The organism is Pseudomonas sp. SK (assembly GCF_012975065.1).
GTDB classification, from domain to species: Bacteria; Pseudomonadota; Gammaproteobacteria; order Pseudomonadales; family Pseudomonadaceae; genus Aquipseudomonas; species Aquipseudomonas anuradhapurensis.
The window spans coordinates 3975242-3993210 of the sequence record NZ_CP051857.1; the positions used below are offsets into that span (position 1 = coordinate 3975242).

The following is a 17969-nucleotide window of genomic DNA, read 5'->3' on the forward strand; positions in this document are numbered from 1 at the left end:
GACAAAGGGGTTCGCCCGCACACGCTCAGCCAGCGACCATCAGGTCATCTGGATGATGGTCTGCATGATGGTGCTTTCGGTGGAGATGGTCTTGGCGTTCGCCTGGTAATTGCTCTGCGCCTTGATCAACTCGACCAGCTCCTGGGTCAGGTTGACGTTGGAAGCTTCCAGCGAGTTGGACTCGACGCTGCCCAGGGTACCGGTCTTCGGCGCATCGATACCCGGAATGCCGGACGTGTAGGTCTCGGTCCAGCGGGTACCACCGATCTGCTGCAGGCCCTGCTCGTTGGCGAAGCTGGCCAGCGCAACCTGGCCGATGGCGCGGGACTGCTGGTTGCTGAAGCTGGCGAACAGCACGCCGGTGGAGTCGATGCTCAGGCTCGACAGGATACCGGTGGCATAACCATCCTGGGACTGCGACATGCGCGCGGTCTCGGTGTTGTAGGAGGTGGTGCTGTTCATCGACAGGCGCATGCCATCGGCATTGCCTGCGGCGCCGTTGGCGATCCAGTTACCCGCCGAGTCTTCCACCGCAGGTACCCAACCGGTCATGGTGAAGGTGTTGTTGGTCACGGTGAACGACGAGCCCGCCGGGTGGCCGGTGTTGTCGGCCGTCATGCTCTTGACCGAGCCATCGCTGTTGAAGCTGATGGTGCCGGTCAGCGGCGTGGTGGAGGATGGGTCGAACGGGTTGCGCCCATCCACCAGGGTGTACATGGTCCACTCATTGGTGCCGGTCTTGCGGTAGAACTGCTCCATGGTGTGCTCGTTGCCCTGGCTGTCGTACACCTTGGTCGGGAAGGACTTGGTGTAGGTCTTCTGGTCAGCCGGGTCGAACGGCAGGTTCGGCACCATCGCGCCAGTACCATCGTCGACTTCCAGGGGGATATCGGCGGCCGAAGAGTTCAGGTTGATGCCCTGGTCGATCAGCGACGTGGCCTTTGGCTGCAGCGCCGAGGTATCGATCTGCAGGTCGCTCAGCACGCCCTTCTGGATCTTGCCATTCGAGTCTGCGGCATACCCCTGCAGGCGCAGGCCATCCGAGGTCACCACGAAGTTGTCCTTGCTGGCCTGGAACGCACCGGCACGGGTGTAGACGCGCGAGCCGTTGTCGGACAGCACGAAGAAGCCCTGGCCCTGGATGCCCATGTCCAGCACGTTGCCGGTGTTGTTGACGTCACCCTGGGTGAACTGCTGGGACACGGCCGCCAGACGCACGCCGTTACCCACCTGGTTCTTGCCCACGCCGAGGCGGTTGGCGCCGGCGTAGACATCGGCGAACTCGGCACGCGACGACTTGAAGCCGGTGGTGTTGACGTTGGCGATGTTGTTGCCGGTGACATCCAGTTGCTTGTTTGCTGCGTACAGACCGCTAAGGCCGATATTGAAAGACATGAATTCGCTCCTTTTGCCGCACTAATGGGCCTTAGATACCGATGGTTTGCACGTCGGAGAGGGATACTTTGCCAACGCCAGCGAGGTTCAACACCATTTCACCGCCGGAGCTGAAGCTGACGCTGGTCACCTTGGCAGGCAACAGCGTGTTCATCTGCACCGCCTTGCCATCCACCGTGGTGCTGGCGGTGAAGGTGTAGGTACCCGGGTCGACCTTCTCGCCGCTATTATTGGTACCGTCCCAGATGAAATCGGCGTAACCGGCTTTCTGCTCGCCCAGCTCGATGGTCTTGACGGTATTGCCGTCCTTGTCCTTGATGGTGATCTTCGCTTCGCCGATGGCTTGCGGCACCACGAACTGCGCATTGAAGCTTTCGCTGGTGTCGACGATAGCCTTGTCGTTCTGCACCACCACCGAGCGACCGACCAGCGACGACGCCTGCAGCGCCTGGGACGAGGCCATGGCACTGGTAATGGCACTGACCGATTCGTTCAGCGAGGTGATGCCTTCGAGGCTGCTGAACTGCGCCAACTGGGCAACGAATTCACCGTTGTCCTGCGGGTCCAGCGGGTTCTGGTGCTGCATCTGGGTTACCAGCAACTGCAGGAAGGCATCCTTGCCGAGCGAGTCGGTGCCGGTCTTGGATGCGGTATCCACGGTCTTCTTGGTGTTGGTACCCACACCCGACGCCGCAAGCACTTCGTTGAGATTCACGCCGGTAGTATCGATTGCCATGGTCTGGTTTCCTTATCACTGACCCAGGGTCAGGACTTTCTGCATCATGCTCTTGGCCGTGTTCATCAGCTCGGCATTGGTCTGGAACGCACGGCTGGCGGAAATCATGTCAGCCATTTCCTCGACCACGTTGACGTTCGGGTAGTAGACATAGCCGTCCTTGTTCGCCGCCGGGTGGTTCGGCTCGTAGCGGGCCTCCAGGTTGCTCTGGTCCTCGACGATGCCTTTTACCTGCACGCCCTGCCCGGCTTCGCCCTGGTCCTCGAACAGCGACTGGCTGCTGCCGGCCTGCGCATCCTGGAAGGTCGTGGCGAACACCGGGTGGCGGGCGCGGTAGGTCTGGTCGATGCTCGAGGACACGGTCTCGGCGTTGGCGATGTTCGAGGCAACGGTGTTCAGGCGCGTGTTCTGCGCGCTCATGCCGCTACCGGCAATGTTGAAGACACTGGAAAGGGACATGGTCATTCTCCCCGCAGGGCCGAAACCAGCCCTTTGAATTTACTGTTGAGCAAGGTGAAGCTGGCCTGGAAGCCGACTGCGTTTTCGGTGTAGTTCGACTGCTCGATCTGCGCGTCCACGGTGTTCTGGTCGATCGAAGGCTGCAGCGGCGTGCGGTACTTCAGGGTATCGTCGGCCATCGCCAGGCCGTCGGCCTCGATGTGGCGGCTGTTGGTGCGCTCGAGGCTGAAACGGCCGCTCTGCTGCTTGTCGCTTTCGGCAGCGAGCACCGAGGCGAAGTCCATGTCACGCGCCTTGTAGTTGGGCGTGTCGGCGTTGGCAATGTTGTTGGCCAGCACCTCGGCGCGCTGAGCGCGGAAGCCCAGGGCCTTTTCGTGGATGCCAAGCGCCTTGTCGAAACTGATGCTCATGTCGGGGAAACCTTCGAAGGTTGACCGGAATATCGTTGGCCAAGGTATAGCAAGGCCTGTGCCAACCCAGGCAAACCCAGGAATTACGGGCTTGTCGGGCACAGTGCTGTCAGGGTGATGCCAGAAAAGCGGCAAAGACCTTCCGCCTGATGCGGCGAAAGCGGCAATTGCCGGGTGGCAAAAGCGGCAAAACAAAAAATTGACGTCAGCTTTTCCTGCTTCGGCCTGTTCGCGGGCATGCCCGCAAAACGCCGACACGACAAACAAAAAGGCCGGCAACTTTGGTTGCCGGCCTTTGTGCTTACTTGGCCTGGTAGATGATCCCTGGGCTACATTGGACCATCTGGTAATGGTCCGGCAGCCCGTTCAGCGCCTCGGAGGCACCGAGGAACAGGTAGCCACCCGGCTTCAGGGTACTGTGAATGCGCAGCAGGATGTCCTTCTTGACCTGCGCCGAGAAGTAGATCAGCACGTTGCGGCAGAACACCACGTCGAACTTGCCCAGGCTGGCATAGCTGTCGAGCAGGTTGAACGAGCGGAACTCGACACGGCTGCGAATTGCCGGCTTGACCGCCCAGCGCCCCGGCCCCTTGGGGTCGAAGTAGCGCTGCAGGCGCTCCTGGGACAGGCCGCGGGCAATCGCCAGGCTGTCGTACTCGCCGGTCTTGCAGTTGGTCAGCATGCTGCCGGACAGGTCGGTGGCGACGATCTGCGCGCCCATCTTCAACTGGCCAAGGTTGCCACGCTCGAACTCGTCGATGGCCATCGAGATGGAATACGGCTCCTGCCCCGACGAACAGGCCGCCGACCACATGCGCAGGCGCTGCCCAGGGTTGTTGCGGATGAACTCCGGAATCACCTTGTTCTTCAGCACTTCGAACGGGTAGGTATCGCGAAACCACAGGGTCTCGTTGGTGGTCATGGCATCGACCACCTGCTCGCGCAAGCCACCTCGCGGCTGGGCCTGGATGCGCTGTACCAGCTCGCCCAGGCTCTTGATGCCCTGTTGTTCCATCAGCTTGTTGAGACGGCTGGAAACCAGGTACTGCTTATTCTCCCCCAGCAGGATGCCACAGGCTTTCTCCAGGAAGACCCGGAACTGTTCGAAATCCAAATTACCCGTAGACACTTCTGCCGCCTCTTTTCAATCACTGGTGCCGGGAGGTTGCTCCCGGCGCTTTCAATGCGCTGCCTTGATCCGGTCGACCACCCGCTGGGCCAGGTCGTCCGGCTTGAACTTGGCCAGGAAGTCATCGGCCCCGACCTTCTTGACCATTGCCTGGTTGAACACCCCGGAAAGCGAAGTATGCAGGCAGATATGCAATTTTTGCATGCGCGGATCGCTGCGAATCTCTGCGGTCAGCGTGTAGCCGTCCATTTCCGGCATTTCAATGTCCGAGATCATCATCAGGAACTCTTCTTCCGGCTTCTTGCCTTCGTCCACCAGCTGACGCAGATAGTTCAAGGCCTGGCGACCGTCATTGAGCGCCACCACCTCGACCCCCACGGTCTGCAGGCAACGGCTGACCTGCTTGCGCGCCACCGATGAATCGTCGACGGTGAGTACCCGCAACAGCACGGCCTTGTCCTGCACCTCGGCGTCGACCACCCCGGCCGACACCGATTCGGACGACGGTGCCACTTCGGCCAGCACCTTCTCCACGTCGATGATCTCGACCATGCGGTTGTCCACCCGGGTGACAGCGGTCAGGTAGTGATCGCGGCCGGTGCCCTTGGGTGGCGGATGGATTTCTTCCCAGTTCATGTTGACGATGCGTTCCACCGAGTGCACCAGGAACCCCTGGGTCTTGGTGTTGTACTCGGTAATGATCACGAAGCTGTTGCGCGTGTCTTCCTGCAGCGGCCGCAGCCCGGTGGCCATCGACAGGTCGAGGATCGGGATGGTCGCCCCGCGAATGTTGGCAACGCCGCGCACCACCGGGTGCGCCTTGGGCAGCAGGGTCAGCGCCGGGCATTGCAGCACTTCCCTGACCTTGAACACGTTGATTCCATAAAGCTGCTCGCCATTGAGGCGGAACAGCAGCAGTTCCAGGCGGTTCTGCCCTACCAGCTGGGTGCGCTGGTTGACCGAATCCATAACACCTGCCATGCCAGACTCCTCTACATTTAAGCCTTTTGTTGCCACTCAGATAGCGAGTCGGCACGGGCTTTGCTTTTTTGAGCGTCATGTACACGAAAACGACATTTTCCCGACGATTGACGCGCCTGCTGACTGGCTCGCTGGCCATGCTCTGCCTGCTGGTGCCCGGCGTTCGCACGCTGGCGGACGCGTTTACCTTGCCTGAACAGCTTATCGGTGTCACCCAAGGGTTTCTTGAATTCAGCGTCGAAGATTACCTGGCCACCACCCAGACTGCCGGCCGCTACGAAATCCAGGTCAACCCGCTGGACCCGCGCCTGCGCATGCCGCTGTGCAGCCAGCAGCTGGACGCCTCGCTGGAAAGCCCGGCGCAACCGCTGGGCCGGGTAACGGTAAAAGTGCGTTGCGACGGCGCCGCGCCGTGGACCGTGTTCGTACCGGCCACCGTGCGGCTGTTCCGCGAGGTGGTGGTGATGACCCGCCCGCTCAAGCGCGACAACGTGGTAGGCGAAGGCGACGTGGCCCTGCGCGAACGCGATGTCGGCACGCTGGGGCAAGGCTTCCTGACCGAACTGGACCAGGCGGTCGGCATGAAGATGCTGCGCCCAACGGTGATCGACCAGGTGCTCACCCCACAGCACCTGGAACAGGCCGAGGTGGTGCGCAAGGGCGACCACGTGGTGATCATCGCGCGCAGCGGCAGCCTGAGCGTACGCATGCCCGGCGAAGCGCTGAGCAAGGGCGGCCTGAGCGAACAGATCCGGGTGCGCAACCTCAATTCCAAACGGGTAGTCAAGGCCAGGGTCACCGGCCCAGGCCAGGTCGAGGTCAGTATGTAGCCAGCCGACATTGCGCTGGCGGTGAGGAACCGCTGCTCCTAAACTGTGTCAGAAAACGGGTTCGCAAGCTTGCCGACAGGCGGCTACGCATTTGTGCCTAAAGTTTCTTTCGGGTTGGCCGAAAACAAGGCAAGCGTCCAAATACCCAGGGGTTTCTGATCATGGTCATCGACTTCAGTCGTGTAAATAATTCTCCGTCCGTCACGGGCGGCGTGCGCGGCACCAGCGCATCCGGCAGCGCCGACAAAGCGGCAGCCAGCCAGGAAGCCACCACCAGCGCCAGCGGAGAAGCGGTACACCTCAGCCAGGAGGCACAGCAGTTGCAGAAGATCAGCGACAAGCTGCGCGACGAGCCGGTGGTCAACAGTGCCCGTGTGGCCCAGTTGAAACAGGCGATCGCCGACGGCAGCTACCAGGTCGATGCCGGCCGGGTCGCCAGTAAACTGCTCGATTTCGAAGCCCAGCGCTGACCGTTCGGCGCGCTGACTTCACGGACGCTAGAAAAGCCAAGAGTTAGCCATGCACGACACCACCTTGCTGCAACTGATCGAAGATGACATCGCCCCGATGCAGGAACTGCTCGACCTCTTGCAGAAGGAGGCCGTGGCACTGCATGGGCGCGACATGGCGTTGCTGGAGACCATCCTCGCCCGCAAGCAGTCTTTGATCGTGCTGCTGGAGCAGCAAGGCACGCGGCGCAACAACCTGCTCACCAGCCTGGGCCTGAGCGCCAACCGCGCCGGCGTGGAAGCGGTGGCCGCGCAATCAGCGAACGGTGAACTGCTGCTGCAGCAGCTCGACGTGATCAGCCAGTTGATGCAAGCCTGCCAGCAGCTCAACGAGACCAATGGGCGGATCATCCAGGTGCAGCAGAACGCCACCAACAACCAGATCCGCATCCTCATGGGCGGCGACTCTCCGTCGCTCTACGACAGCCGCGGCAGCACATCGCCGCTGGTCAAGCCACGGGCGCTCAGCCAGGTTTGATTTTTTCTATCAAGGCACGGAACATACTGGCAAAATGCCGTTAATTGCGTGTGTCGCTTTTGCCTGGAGAACGATAAAGCCGTGTTCAATGAATCCGATGCCCCGCAGCCGCCAAAGGTGCTGAACACCCCTTTGGAGATTGCGGCCAACTTGCGGCAGTTGCAGGAAAGCCATGACCCCCTGATCATCACCTTCCACGACCGTAGCCAGCGTTTCCAGAGCTATGTGGTGCACGTGGACCGTGACAGCAACACCCTGGCGCTGGACGAGATGATTCCCCGCGACGGCGAGAAGTACATCGAGAACGGCGAACACTTCCGCGTCGAAGGTTTTCACGATGGCGTGCGCATTGCCTGGGAGTGCACCCACGGCCTGCGGATCAGCGAAGTCGATGGCCACCGCTGCTACCGCGGCGCCATGCCCCTGGAAATGACCTACCACCAGCGCCGCAACGCATTCCGCGCCGCGCTGAAGCTGTCGCAGTTGGTCGACATCATCCTCGATGGTACCCACCTCAAGGGCAATGGCGCGCTGCGCGGCAAGCTGCTGGATATCTCTGCCACCGGCTGCAAGCTGCGCTTCGACGGCAATGTCGAGGAGCGCCTGCAACTGGGCCAGGTGTACGAGCGTTTCAAGGCGGGCAACCCGCTGGGCCTGGTGGATACCATGGTCGAACTGCGCCACCTGCATTATGAAGAGCGGATCAATACCACGTTCGCCGGCATACGCTTCCATAACCTCAGCGGGCAGGCCCAGCGCAAGATCGAGAGCTTCGTGTACCAGTTGCAACGCGAGGCGCGGCGGTTCGACAAGGACGACTATTGATCGTCGGCTGCAAGACAACAACGCCACCTTTCGAGGTGGCGTTTTCATTTGTGTACTTACAGTGCCGGCCTCTTCGCGGGCACGCCCGCTCCCACCGGGACGGCGCAGCCCTCAGGCTTGATGCGGTCCTTGTGGGAGCGGGCATGCCCGCGAAGAGGCCGGCACAGGCTTACACCGACTTGCTGACCTCTTGCGGCCCAGCCGCCGGTTGCCCGGTCCCCTTCTCTTCCGCCTCGGTGTCCTCCGCGGCCACCGGTGCCTGCATCACGTCCTGCACGGTCTGCTCATCCACCCGTGGGTCGAGTGCCGCCGACAACGGCGAACCGGCCGCCGGCATCGCCACGTGGCCCAACGGCGCATCCTGTACCTGGTGCAACCCGGTGACCGCTTTCGGCCGGATGCGCCATACCAGCACCAGCGCGAAGAACACGAAGAAGGCATACAGCATCTGCGCCCCCAGCAGCTTCATCAGCACCCCCGCCGCCAGCGGCCCGATGCACGCCCCCACGCCATAGGTCACCAGCAGCATCGCGGTCAACGACACCCGCCGCTCGCTCTCCACATGGTCGTTGGAAAACGCCACCGCCAGCGGGTACAGGCAGAACTGCAGCAACGAGATCAGGAAGCCCACGCCAAACAGCAATTCCAGCGGCACGCTGGGCAGTACCGCCAGCGGTGCCGAAGCCAGCGCCAGGCCCACCGCCACGCTACGGATCAGCACCGCCCGGTCGTAGCGGTCGGACAACCAGCCCAGCGGCCACTGCACCAGCAGGCCGGCGAAAATGCAGCTACCCATGAACAGACCGATCTGCTCGGTGCTCAGCCCCTGGCTGGAGGCATACAACGGCGCCAGGCCATAGAACGAGCCGACGATCAGGCCCGAGCCCAGCACCGTGCTGAGCGACTGCGGCACCCGCTTGAGGAAGAACTTTGGCTCCATCGGCGCCGGGCGCAAGGGCGCCGGGTGGATCCGCCGGGTCATCGCCACCGGTACCAGGCACAGGGCAAAGCACATGGCCACCAGCATCAGCAGTTCGGGGCCCAGCTGCGGGTGCACCACCAGGATCAGCTGGCCGAGCACCAGGCCCAGGTAAGAGGCGATCATGTAGCCGCTGAACACTGCGCCGCGATGCTTCACATCGGCCTGCTCGTTGAGCCAGCTTTCGATGACCATGTACTGGCACATCATCCCCAGGCCAACGATCATCCGCAGCCCGACCCAGGCCGGCAACCAATTGGTCAGGCCGTGGCCGAGCACTGCCGCGCCGACGATACCGGCGCAGGTGGCATAGGCACGGATGTGCCCGACCCGGCCAATCAGGCGGTGGCCGACCTTGCCGCCGACCGCCAGGCCAAAGTAGTTGGCCGCCATCAACGCACCTACCCACAGGCTGTCGACGTGGTCAGCCGCCAGGCGCAGGGCCAGGTAGGTACTGAGCAGGCCCGAGCCGATCAACATCATCAGCGCGGCGAAATACAACGACTGAAACGGCTTCCATATATTTCGCATACGTACCGTAAAGCTCCCTGGTCAGGTGACGATTGGGTGCAAGAAGCATAAGGGCAAAAACTGCCTGGCGCAGGCCCCGATAGCGATTTTGCCGCTACGGGGCGTGTCCAGTGTCGGTTGTGTCGCGATCAGGCCTGTGCCGCCAGCACTCGGCGCTCCCAGGGCGTGATCTCATCGAGGAAATCGGTCAGCTCGAGGGTCTTGCTGGCAATGTAGCCTTCGATGAACTCGCTGCCGAACAGTTCCCGTGCCAACGCGCTGCGCTTGAGCCGTTGCAGCGCGGCATGCAAGGTGCACGGCAGGGCCAGGTGCTCCGGCACGGCGAACTCGCCCTGGATCGCCGGCGACGGCTGCAGGCACTGCTGGATGCCGTGCAGCCCGGCGGCCAGGCTGGCGGCAATGGCCAGGTACGGGTTGGCGTCGGCGCCGGGCAGGCGGTTTTCCACCCGCCGCGCCAGCGGCGCACTGGCCGGGATGCGCAGGCCTGCGGCGCGGTTGTCTTCGGACCAGCAGGCATTGTTCGGTGAGGCATAGGGGTGGCACAGGCGCTGGTAGGAATTGACGTTGGGTGCGAACAGCGCAGTGAAGTCGGCCAGGCACGCCTGCTGGCCGCCGATGAAGTGGTAGAAGGTTGCGCTGGGCTGGCCCTGCTCGTCGCTGAACACGTTACGCCCGCTGGCCACTTCCACCAGGCTCTGGTGAATGTGCATGGAACTGCCCGGCGTACGCGCCAGCGGCTTGGCCATGCACACCACGGCCAGGCCATGCTTGAGCGCCACTTCCTTGAGCAGGTGCTTGAACAGAAAGGTCTGGTCGGCCAGCAGCAGCGGGTCGCCGTGCAGCAGGTTGATCTCGAACTGGCTGACGCCCATTTCGTGCATGAAGGTGTCGCGCGGCAGCCCCAGCGCGGCCATGCACTGGTACACCTCGTTGAAGAACGGCCGCAGGCCATTGTTGGAACTGACACTGAATGCCGAATGGCCGAGTTCGCGGCGGCCATCGCTGCCGACCGGTGGCTGGAACGGTTGCTGCGGATCGGGGTTGGGCGCGAAGACGAAGAATTCGAGCTCGGTCGCCACTACGGGTGCCAGGCCCAGCGCTGCGTAGCGGGCGAGCACTGCCTTGAGCTGGCCGCGGGTGGACAATGGCGAAGGCCGACCGTCCAGTTCGTTGGCGTCGCAGATTGCCAGAGCACGGCCATCGTTGCTCCACGGCAGGCGGTGGACCTGGCCAGGGTCGGGCACCAGCGCCAGGTCGCCGTCGTCGCTGCCATAGAACTTCGCCGGCGGGTAGCCACCCATGATGCATTGCAGCAGCACCCCCCGGGCCATCTGCAGGCGGCGGCCCTCGAGGAAGCCTTCGGCGGTCATCACCTTGCCGCGCGGGACGCCGTTGAGGTCGGGGGTAACGCATTCGATTTCATCGATGCCCTGCAGGTGCCCGGTGTTCATGACGCTTGTCCTTGTTGTTTTAGGCTGACAACAACATAGGCTGCGGGTGTTTAAAATATCAAGCACCTGGCCTTCAACACCGCGCGCCCCTCTTCGCGGGCACGCCCGCTCCCACAGGGATAACACTGCCCTCAGGGTCGGTGCGGTGCGTGCCCGCGAAGAGGCCGGTTCAGGAGGCTTCTATTCGCGCAAGGTCATGCCATTGGCCGGCAGCGGCAAGGCGGTCTTGTAGCGTACCTGCTTGAGGGCAAAACTCGACCGGATGTTGGCCACCCCCGGCAATCGCGTCAGGTAATCGAGAAACCGCTCCAGCGCCTGGATGCTCGGCAACAGCACCCGCAGCAGGTAATCGGGGTCGCCGGTCATCAGGTAGCACTCCATCACCTCGGGCCGTTCGGCAATTTCTTCCTCGAAGCGGTGCAGCGCCTGCTCTACCTGCTTTTCCAGGCTCACATGGATGAACACGTTGACGTCCAGCCCCAGCACCTCGGGCGACAGCAAGGTCACCTGCTGGCGTATCACCCCCAGTTCTTCCATGGCCCGCACCCGGTTGAAACAGGGCGTCGGCGACAGGTTCACCGAGCGCGCCAGTTCGGCGTTGGTGATGCGGGCGTTTTCCTGCAGGCTGTTGAGAATGCCGATATCGGTACGATCCAGTTTGCGCATGAGACAAAATCACCGGTTTTTTGTGTTTATGCGGAATGTTTATCTGCCCCGCTCGGCAAAGGCAATCAACTTGAGAGAAAAATTCTCCTGCTGGCCCACTAAGATGTAGGGGACGCTGACTTACCAGTCACAAGCCGGTACTCAGCGGCGGCCGCTTCAGAGCTCACAAAAACAAATACCCGAGCGAGCGTAAAAAGCATGAACGAGTACGCCCCCCTGCGTTTGCATGTGCCCGAGCCTACCGGCCGGCCAGGCTGCCAGACCGATTTTTCCTACCTGCGCCTGAATGATGCAGGCCAAGTCCGTAAACCGCCTGTCGATGTCGACGCTGCCGACACCGCCGATCTTTCCTACAGCCTGATCCGCGTGCTCGATGAGCAAGGCAACGCGCAAGGCCCGTGGGCTGAAGACATCGACCCGCAAGTCCTTCGCCAGGGCATGCGCGCCATGCTCAAGACGCGGATCTTCGACAGCCGCATGGTGGTTGCCCAGCGCCAGAAGAAAATGTCCTTCTATATGCAGAGCCTGGGTGAAGAAGCCATCGGCAGCGCCCAGGCCCTGGCGCTGAACCGCAGCGACATGTGCTTCCCGACCTACCGCCAGCAAAGCATCCTGATGGCCCGCGACGTATCGCTGGTCGACATGATCTGCCAGCTGCTGTCCAACGAACGCGACCCGCTCAAGGGCCGCCAGCTGCCGATCATGTACTCGGTGCGCGATGCCGGCTTCTTCACCATCAGCGGCAACCTGGCGACCCAGTTCGTGCAGGCGGTCGGCTGGGCCATGGCCTCGGCCATCAAGGGTGACACCAAGATCGCCTCGGCATGGATCGGCGACGGTGCCACCGCCGAATCGGACTTCCACACCGCCCTCACCTTCGCCCACGTGTACCGCGCCCCGGTGATCCTCAACGTGGTCAACAACCAGTGGGCGATTTCCACCTTCCAGGCCATTGCCGGTGGCGAGTCGACCACCTTCGCCGGCCGTGGCGTGGGTTGCGGTATCGCCTCGCTGCGGGTTGACGGCAACGACTTCGTCGCCGTGTACGCCGCCTCGCGCTGGGCCGCCGAGCGCGCCCGCCGTGGCCTGGGCCCGAGCCTGATCGAGTGGGTCACCTACCGTGCCGGCCCGCACTCGACCTCGGACGACCCGTCCAAGTACCGCCCTGCCGACGACTGGAGCCACTTCCCGCTGGGTGACCCGATCGCTCGCCTGAAGCAGCACCTGATCAAGATCGGCCACTGGTCCGAGGAAGAACACCAGGCCACCACTGCCGAACTCGAAGCCGCAGTCATCGCCGCGCAGAAAGAAGCCGAGCAGTACGGCACCCTGGCCAACGGCCATATCCCGAGTGCCGCCTCGATGTTCGAGGACGTGTACAAGGAAATGCCCGACCACCTGCGCCGGCAACGCCAGGAACTGGGGGTTTGAGATGAACGACCACAACAACAGCATCAAACCGGAAACCGCCATGGCCACCACTACCATGACCATGATCCAGGCCCTGCGCTCGGCCATGGATGTCATGCTCGAGCGCGACGACAATGTGGTGATCTACGGCCAGGACGTCGGTTATTTCGGCGGGGTATTCCGCTGCACCGAAGGCCTGCAGAACAAGTACGGCAAATCCCGCGTGTTCGACGCGCCGATCTCCGAAAGCGGTATCGTCGGCACCGCCGTGGGCATGGGTGCCTACGGCCTGCGCCCGGTGGTGGAAATCCAGTTCGCCGACTATTTCTACCCGGCCTCCGACCAGATCGTCTCGGAAATGGCGCGCCTGCGTTACCGTTCGGCCGGCGAGTTCATCGCCCCGCTGACCCTGCGCATGCCCTGCGGTGGCGGCATCTATGGCGGCCAGACCCACAGCCAGAGCCCTGAAGCGATGTTCACCCAGGTGTGCGGCCTGCGCACCGTGATGCCTTCCAACCCCTATGACGCCAAAGGCCTGCTGATCGCCTCGATCGAGTGCGACGACCCGGTGATCTTCCTCGAGCCCAAGCGCCTGTACAACGGCCCGTTCGACGGCCACCACGACCGCCCTGTCACCCCCTGGTCGAAACACCCGCAAAGCGCCGTGCCCGATGGTTACTACAGCGTGCCGCTGGACAAGGCGGCCATTACCCGCCCCGGCAACGACGTGACTGTGCTGACCTATGGCACCACGGTGTACGTGGCCCAGGTGGCCGCCGAAGAAACCGGCGTCGATGCCGAGGTGATCGACCTGCGCAGCCTGTGGCCGCTGGACCTGGACACCATCGTCGAGTCGGTGAAGAAGACCGGCCGCTGCGTGGTGGTGCACGAGGCTACCCGCACCTGCGGCTTCGGTGCCGAACTGGTGTCGCTGGTGCAGGAACACTGCTTCCACCACCTGGAGGCGCCGATCGAGCGCGTCACCGGCTGGGACACCCCCTACCCTCACGCGCAGGAATGGGCTTACTTCCCAGGGCCATCGCGGGTAGGTGCGGCATTGAAAAAGGTCATGGAGGTCTGAATGGGCACGCACGTCATCAAGATGCCGGACATTGGCGAAGGCATCGCGCAGGTCGAGTTGGTGGAATGGTTCGTGAAGGTCGGTGACATGATCGCCGAGGACCAGGTGGTGGCCGACGTCATGACCGACAAGGCCACGGTGGAAATCCCCTCGCCGGTCAGCGGCAAGGTGCTGGCCCTGGGCGGCCAGCCGGGCGAAGTGATGGCGGTCGGCAGCGAGCTGATTCGCATCGAGGTGGAAGGTAGCGGCAACCATGTGGATGTACCGCAGGCGAAACCGCTCGAGGCACCCGCCGCGCCAGTGAGCAGCAAACCGCAAGCGCAGCAGCCAGCAGCACCGGCCGCCTACCAGGCGCCTGCCCAGCACGAGGCCGCGCCGATCGTGCCGCGCCAGCCAGGCGACAAGCCGCTGGCTTCGCCGGCAGTGCGCAAGCGCGCCCTGGATGCCGGTATCGAGCTGCGTTACGTGCATGGCAGCGGCCCGGCCGGGCGCATCCTGCACGAAGACCTCGACGCCTTCATGAGCAAGCCGCAGAGTGCTGCCGGGCAAGCGCCGAATGGCTATGCCAAGCGCACCGACAGCGAGCAGGTACCGGTGATCGGCCTGCGCCGCAAGATCGCCCAGCGCATGCAGGACGCCAAGCGCCGCGTCGCGCACTTCAGCTACGTGGAAGAAATCGACGTCACCGCCCTGGAAGCCCTGCGCCAGCAACTCAACAGCAAGCATGGCGACAGCCGCGGCAAACTGACCCTGCTGCCGTTCCTGGTCCGTGCGCTGGTCGTGGCGTTGCGTGACTTCCCGCAGATCAACGCTACCTATGACGACGAAGCCCAGGTCATCACCCGCCATGGCGCAGTGCATGTGGGCATTGCCACCCAGGGTGACAACGGCCTGATGGTACCGGTGCTGCGCCATGCCGAAGCGGGCAGCCTGTGGGCCAATGCCAGCGAGATTTCGCGCCTGGCCAACGCTGCGCGCAACAACAAGGCCAGCCGCGAGGAACTGTCGGGCTCGACCATCACCCTGACCAGCCTGGGCGCCCTCGGCGGTATCGTCAGCACGCCCGTGGTCAACACCCCGGAAGTGGCGATCGTCGGCGTCAACCGCATGGTCGAGCGGCCGGTGGTGATCGACGGCCAGATCGTCGTGCGCAAGATGATGAACCTGTCCAGCTCGTTCGACCACCGGGTGGTCGATGGCATGGACGCCGCACTGTTCATCCAGGCCGTGCGTGGCCTGCTCGAACAACCCGCCTGCCTGTTCGTGGAGTGAGCATGCAACAGACTATCCAGACTACCCTGTTGATCATCGGCGGCGGCCCTGGCGGCTACGTGGCTGCCATCCGCGCCGGACAACTGGGCATCCCCACCGTGCTGGTGGAAGGCCAGGCGCTGGGCGGTACCTGCCTGAACATCGGCTGCATTCCTTCCAAGGCGTTGATCCATGTGGCCGAACAGTTCCACCAGACCTCGCGCTTTGCCGGCCCGTCGGAGCTCGGTATCAGCGTCGCCTCGCCGCGCCTGGACATTGGCCAGAGCGTGGCCTGGAAGGACGGCATCGTCGACCGCCTGACCACCGGTGTCGCCGCCCTGCTGAAGAAGCACGGGGTCAAGGTGATCCATGGCTGGGCGAAGGTCCTCGACGGCAAGCAGGTGGAAGTCGATGGCCAGCGTATCCAGTGCGAGCACCTGTTGCTGGCCACTGGCTCCAGCAGTGTCGAACTGCCGATGCTGCCGCTGGGCGGGCCGATCATTTCCTCGACCGAAGCCCTGGCGCCGAAAGCCCTGCCGCAGCACCTGGTGGTGGTAGGCGGCGGCTATATCGGCCTGGAACTGGGCATTGCCTACCGCAAGCTGGGCGTACGGGTCAGCGTGGTGGAAGCGCGCGAGCGCATCCTGCCGACCTACGACAGCGAGCTGACCGCGCCGGTTGCCGAGTCGCTGAAGAAGCTGGGCGTGGCCCTGCACCTGGGCCATAGCGTCGAAGGCTACGAGGGCGGCTGCCTGCTGGCCCGGGATGGCCAGGGCGGGCAACTGCGCCTGGAAGCCGACCAGGTGCTGGTGGCCGTCGGCCGCCGACCGCGCACGCAAGGCTTCAACCTGGAATGCCTGGACCTGAAGATGAACGGCGCGGCGATCGCCATCGACGAGCGCTGCCAGACCAGCATGCGCAATGTCTGGGCCATCGGCGACGTGGCGGGCGAACCGATGCTGGCGCACCGGGCCATGGCCCAGGGCGAGATGGTCGCCGAGATCATCGCCGGCAAGGCCCGCCGCTTCGAGCCCAGCGCGATTGCCGCGGTGTGCTTCACCGACCCGGAGGTGGTGGTGGTCGGCAAGACCCCCGAACAGGCCAGCCAGCAAGGGCTGGACTGCATCGTCGCGCAGTTCCCGTTCGCCGCCAACGGCCGGGCCATGAGCCTGGAATCGAAGAGCGGTTTCGTGCGTGTGGTAGCGCGCCGTGACAACCACCTGATCCTCGGTTGGCAGGCTGTTGGCGTGGCGGTATCCGAGCTGTCGACGGCGTTTGCCCAGTCGCTGGAGATGGGCGCCTGCCTGGAGGATGTGGCCGGTACCATCCATGCCCACCCGACGCTGGGGGAAGCGGTACAGGAAGCGGCATTGCGCGCCCTGGGCCACGCCCTGCACATCTGACACTGAAGCGGCCGAGGCCGACTTGGCCCGCTGCGCCCCGAGGCGCCGCGGGTCTTTTTTCGTGCCAGAACCGGTTACTCGGCTATGGCATCCTTGCCGGCATCCTTGGCCCGGTACAGCGCCTGGTCGGCACGCGCCAGCAGGGCATGCTGATCTTCTCCCAGCTGCCACTGCACCACACCATAGCTGATGGTCAGCCGGCAATCGCCCACCGGCTCCACCTGGGCCACCACATGGCGTAACCGTGCGGCCAGCTCCAGGCCCTGCGCCAATGCAGTCTGTGGCAGCACGATGACGAACTCGTCGCCACCCCAGCGTGCCAGCAGGTCGCGCTCACGCAGGCAACTGCGCAGGCTGTCGGCCACCCGCACCAGCGCGGCATCACCCTGGGCATGACCGTAGCGGTCATTGATTGGCTTGAAATCGTCCAGGTCCATGGCTATCAGGGCCAATGGCTGGCGAAAGCGCTGCGCCCGCTCGCATTCCAGTCGCAGGGTCTTCTCCAGCCGGTAGCGGTTGGCAACGCGGGTCAACGCATCGCGCTCTGCCAGCTCGCGGTTCTCCTCCAGTTGGCGCTGCAACTGCTGGTTCACCCAGGACAGTTCGCGGGTACGCTCGGCCACCTGGCTTTCCAGCGACAGGTTCCTTTGCTCCAGCTGCGCCACCAGGCGCTTGCCGGCATCGATATTGCGGTGGGCGCCGAGCATGCGCGCCACCGAGCCGTCTTCGTTACGGGCAATGATGTAGCCGCTGTCCTCGATCCACAGGTAGCTGCCATCGTGGCAGCGGCAGCGGTACTCAACCAGGTAACGCTCGTTGCGCTGGTTGATGTACGCCTCGAAATGCGCCATTACCCGTGGATAATCCTCCGGGTGAATCACGCTTTCCCAGGTGAGTACCGAATTGGACAGGGAATGGCTGGGGTAGCCGAGCATGGCGTACCAGCCCGGGTTGCGATAGACGTAGCCGGTGTTGGCATCCCAGTCCCAGATACCGTCGCTGACCAGATCGAACAAGGTGTGCAACTGTTGCTCACTGAAGCCGGCAGGTACCGGCCCGGTTTGCTGACTCATCGAAGCTCTCCCTGATGCCCAGCAACTGCGCTCCGACCAAGGGGCTGCCGACCACGTGGTAATTGCCGCAAGCGGCAAGGTCATTTCTGTGACGAGCAGCATAGGCCCTGCGTGCTGCCATCGGAATAGCACTCAGGTTGGATTTTTTATCGAGTTGACGACTGACATGGCTGCCATGACGCAAGCCGATAGCCAACGCCGCAATACAGCTTCAGAGGGGAAGGAGAAATGGCGTCCCAGGCAGGAATTGAACCTGCAACCTTCCCCTTAGGAGGGGGATGCTCTATCCAATTGAGCTACTGAGACGCTGGCACCGGCAGCGAGCGCTGCACAGCGGGACGGCCAGCATGTTAACCAGCATGCTGGCGTTTG

At 63.3% G+C, this 17969-nt stretch carries 18 protein-coding genes and 1 tRNA gene; 8 read left to right on the forward strand and 11 right to left on the reverse strand.

Annotated features, from left to right (window positions below; translation table 11 throughout):
- Nucleotides 1–39: 39 nt before the first annotated feature.
- The 6 genes from flgE to HG549_RS18285 form a co-directional block, all read right to left on the reverse strand.
- Nucleotides 40–1395: a flagellar hook protein FlgE gene (gene flgE, locus HG549_RS18260; protein ID WP_170031164.1), complete on the reverse strand. Its 1356-nt coding sequence runs from the start codon at nt 1393–1395 to the stop codon at nt 40–42.
- Nucleotides 1396–1426: 31 nt separating this feature from the next.
- Nucleotides 1427–2131 (reverse strand): flagellar hook assembly protein FlgD, encoded by a 705-nt coding sequence (gene flgD / locus HG549_RS18265; protein WP_170031166.1) that lies wholly within the window; start codon nt 2129–2131, stop codon nt 1427–1429.
- Between the two features lie 15 nt (nt 2132–2146).
- On the reverse strand, nt 2147–2590 hold the full coding sequence (flgC, locus tag HG549_RS18270; RefSeq protein WP_085623112.1) for a flagellar basal body rod protein FlgC: 444 nt from the start codon (nt 2588–2590) through the stop codon (nt 2147–2149).
- 2 nt (nt 2591–2592) lie between these two features.
- Nucleotides 2593–3000 (reverse strand): flagellar basal body rod protein FlgB, encoded by a 408-nt coding sequence (gene flgB / locus HG549_RS18275; protein WP_170031168.1) that lies wholly within the window; start codon nt 2998–3000, stop codon nt 2593–2595.
- 301 nt (nt 3001–3301) lie between these two features.
- Nucleotides 3302–4129, reverse strand: a complete 828-nt coding sequence (gene cheR / locus HG549_RS18280; RefSeq protein ID WP_170031170.1) for a protein-glutamate O-methyltransferase CheR — start codon at nt 4127–4129, stop codon at nt 3302–3304.
- A 51-nt stretch (nt 4130–4180) separates the two neighbouring features.
- Nucleotides 4181–5110 (reverse strand): chemotaxis protein CheV, encoded by a 930-nt coding sequence (locus tag HG549_RS18285; protein ID WP_170031172.1) that lies wholly within the window; start codon nt 5108–5110, stop codon nt 4181–4183.
- 77 nt (nt 5111–5187) lie between these two features.
- On the opposite strand from HG549_RS18285, the gene flgA reads away from it, so the two are divergent.
- The 4 genes from flgA to HG549_RS18305 all read left to right on the forward strand — a co-directional run bounded on the left by flgA (nt 5188) and on the right by HG549_RS18305 (nt 7752).
- Nucleotides 5188–5940, forward strand: coding sequence for a flagellar basal body P-ring formation chaperone FlgA (gene flgA / locus HG549_RS18290; RefSeq protein WP_170031174.1), 753 nt, complete (start codon nt 5188–5190; stop codon nt 5938–5940).
- 161 nt (nt 5941–6101) lie between these two features.
- Nucleotides 6102–6410 carry a flagellar biosynthesis anti-sigma factor FlgM gene (gene flgM / locus HG549_RS18295; RefSeq protein WP_170031176.1) on the forward strand — a complete coding sequence of 103 codons (309 nt, stop codon included), beginning with the start codon at nt 6102–6104 and terminating at the stop codon, nt 6408–6410.
- A 49-nt stretch (nt 6411–6459) separates the two neighbouring features.
- On the forward strand, nt 6460–6927 hold the full coding sequence (locus tag HG549_RS18300; protein WP_170031178.1) for a flagella synthesis protein FlgN: 468 nt from the start codon (nt 6460–6462) through the stop codon (nt 6925–6927).
- An 81-nt stretch (nt 6928–7008) separates the two neighbouring features.
- Complete coding sequence (locus tag HG549_RS18305; RefSeq protein WP_170031180.1) at nt 7009–7752, forward strand: flagellar brake protein; 744 nt, start codon at nt 7009–7011, stop codon at nt 7750–7752.
- A gap of 169 nt (nt 7753–7921) precedes the next feature.
- Here HG549_RS18305 and HG549_RS18310 read toward each other — a convergent pair whose 3' ends face one another.
- The 3 genes from HG549_RS18310 to bkdR all read right to left on the reverse strand — a co-directional run bounded on the left by HG549_RS18310 (nt 7922) and on the right by bkdR (nt 11379).
- Nucleotides 7922–9262, reverse strand: coding sequence for an MFS transporter (locus tag HG549_RS18310; protein ID WP_170031182.1), 1341 nt, complete (start codon nt 9260–9262; stop codon nt 7922–7924).
- Nucleotides 9263–9390: 128 nt separating this feature from the next.
- Nucleotides 9391–10632 (reverse strand): glutamine synthetase family protein, encoded by a 1242-nt coding sequence (locus tag HG549_RS18315; RefSeq protein ID WP_170034245.1) that lies wholly within the window; start codon nt 10630–10632, stop codon nt 9391–9393.
- Nucleotides 10633–10893: 261 nt separating this feature from the next.
- Entirely contained in the window at nt 10894–11379 is a 486-nt protein-coding gene (gene bkdR / locus HG549_RS18320) for a Bkd operon transcriptional regulator BkdR (RefSeq protein WP_170031184.1), read from the reverse strand.
- A 198-nt stretch (nt 11380–11577) separates the two neighbouring features.
- Between bkdR and HG549_RS18325 the strand changes: the two genes are divergently transcribed.
- The 4 genes from HG549_RS18325 to lpdA are packed head-to-tail and all read left to right on the forward strand — an operon-like array spanning nt 11578 to nt 16524.
- Nucleotides 11578–12810, forward strand: a complete 1233-nt coding sequence (locus tag HG549_RS18325) for a 3-methyl-2-oxobutanoate dehydrogenase (2-methylpropanoyl-transferring) subunit alpha (RefSeq protein WP_170031186.1) — start codon at nt 11578–11580, stop codon at nt 12808–12810.
- 1 nt (nt 12811) lies between these two features.
- Nucleotides 12812–13870 carry an alpha-ketoacid dehydrogenase subunit beta gene (locus HG549_RS18330; protein WP_170031188.1) on the forward strand — a complete coding sequence of 353 codons (1059 nt, stop codon included), beginning with the start codon at nt 12812–12814 and terminating at the stop codon, nt 13868–13870.
- The gene (locus tag HG549_RS18335; RefSeq protein WP_170031190.1) at nt 13871–15142 is read left to right on the forward strand and encodes a dihydrolipoamide acetyltransferase family protein; all 1272 of its coding nucleotides are present in this window, start codon (nt 13871–13873) and stop codon (nt 15140–15142) included.
- A 2-nt stretch (nt 15143–15144) separates the two neighbouring features.
- A complete protein-coding gene (gene lpdA, locus HG549_RS18340) occupies nt 15145–16524 on the forward strand; it encodes a dihydrolipoyl dehydrogenase (RefSeq protein ID WP_170031192.1) in 1380 nt (459 codons plus the stop codon).
- A 74-nt stretch (nt 16525–16598) separates the two neighbouring features.
- Here lpdA and HG549_RS18345 read toward each other — a convergent pair whose 3' ends face one another.
- Both HG549_RS18345 and HG549_RS18350 read right to left on the reverse strand, forming a co-directional pair.
- Nucleotides 16599–17597 (reverse strand): sensor domain-containing diguanylate cyclase, encoded by a 999-nt coding sequence (locus HG549_RS18345; RefSeq protein WP_170031203.1) that lies wholly within the window; start codon nt 17595–17597, stop codon nt 16599–16601.
- 229 nt (nt 17598–17826) lie between these two features.
- Nucleotides 17827–17903 (reverse strand) — tRNA-Arg (locus HG549_RS18350).
- Nucleotides 17904–17969: the final 66 nt, after the last annotated feature.

Bases quoted from the DNA above. Each gene is read 5' to 3' on its own strand.
- HG549_RS18325 (WP_170031186.1), top strand. From the start codon at position 11,578: ATGAACGAGTACGCCCCCCTGCGTTTGCATGTGCCCGAGCCTACCGGC.
- HG549_RS18345 (WP_170031203.1), bottom strand. From the start codon at position 17,597: ATGAGTCAGCAAACCGGGCCGGTACCTGCCGGCTTCAGTGAGCAACAG.
- HG549_RS18330 (WP_170031188.1), top strand. From the start codon at position 12,812: ATGAACGACCACAACAACAGCATCAAACCGGAAACCGCCATGGCCACC.
- HG549_RS18310 (WP_170031182.1), bottom strand. From the start codon at position 9,262: ATGCGAAATATATGGAAGCCGTTTCAGTCGTTGTATTTCGCCGCGCTG.
- flgC (WP_085623112.1), bottom strand. From the start codon at position 2,590: ATGTCCCTTTCCAGTGTCTTCAACATTGCCGGTAGCGGCATGAGCGCG.
- flgE (WP_170031164.1), bottom strand. From the start codon at position 1,395: ATGTCTTTCAATATCGGCCTTAGCGGTCTGTACGCAGCAAACAAGCAA.
- flgD (WP_170031166.1), bottom strand. From the start codon at position 2,131: ATGGCAATCGATACTACCGGCGTGAATCTCAACGAAGTGCTTGCGGCG.
- lpdA (WP_170031192.1), top strand. From the start codon at position 15,145: ATGCAACAGACTATCCAGACTACCCTGTTGATCATCGGCGGCGGCCCT.
- flgB (WP_170031168.1), bottom strand. From the start codon at position 3,000: ATGAGCATCAGTTTCGACAAGGCGCTTGGCATCCACGAAAAGGCCCTG.
- HG549_RS18300 (WP_170031178.1), top strand. From the start codon at position 6,460: ATGCACGACACCACCTTGCTGCAACTGATCGAAGATGACATCGCCCCG.
- flgA (WP_170031174.1), top strand. From the start codon at position 5,188: ATGTACACGAAAACGACATTTTCCCGACGATTGACGCGCCTGCTGACT.
- flgM (WP_170031176.1), top strand. From the start codon at position 6,102: ATGGTCATCGACTTCAGTCGTGTAAATAATTCTCCGTCCGTCACGGGC.
- HG549_RS18335 (WP_170031190.1), top strand. From the start codon at position 13,871: ATGGGCACGCACGTCATCAAGATGCCGGACATTGGCGAAGGCATCGCG.
- bkdR (WP_170031184.1), bottom strand. From the start codon at position 11,379: ATGCGCAAACTGGATCGTACCGATATCGGCATTCTCAACAGCCTGCAG.
- HG549_RS18285 (WP_170031172.1), bottom strand. From the start codon at position 5,110: ATGGCAGGTGTTATGGATTCGGTCAACCAGCGCACCCAGCTGGTAGGG.
- HG549_RS18315 (WP_170034245.1), bottom strand. From the start codon at position 10,632: ATGACCGCCGAAGGCTTCCTCGAGGGCCGCCGCCTGCAGATGGCCCGG.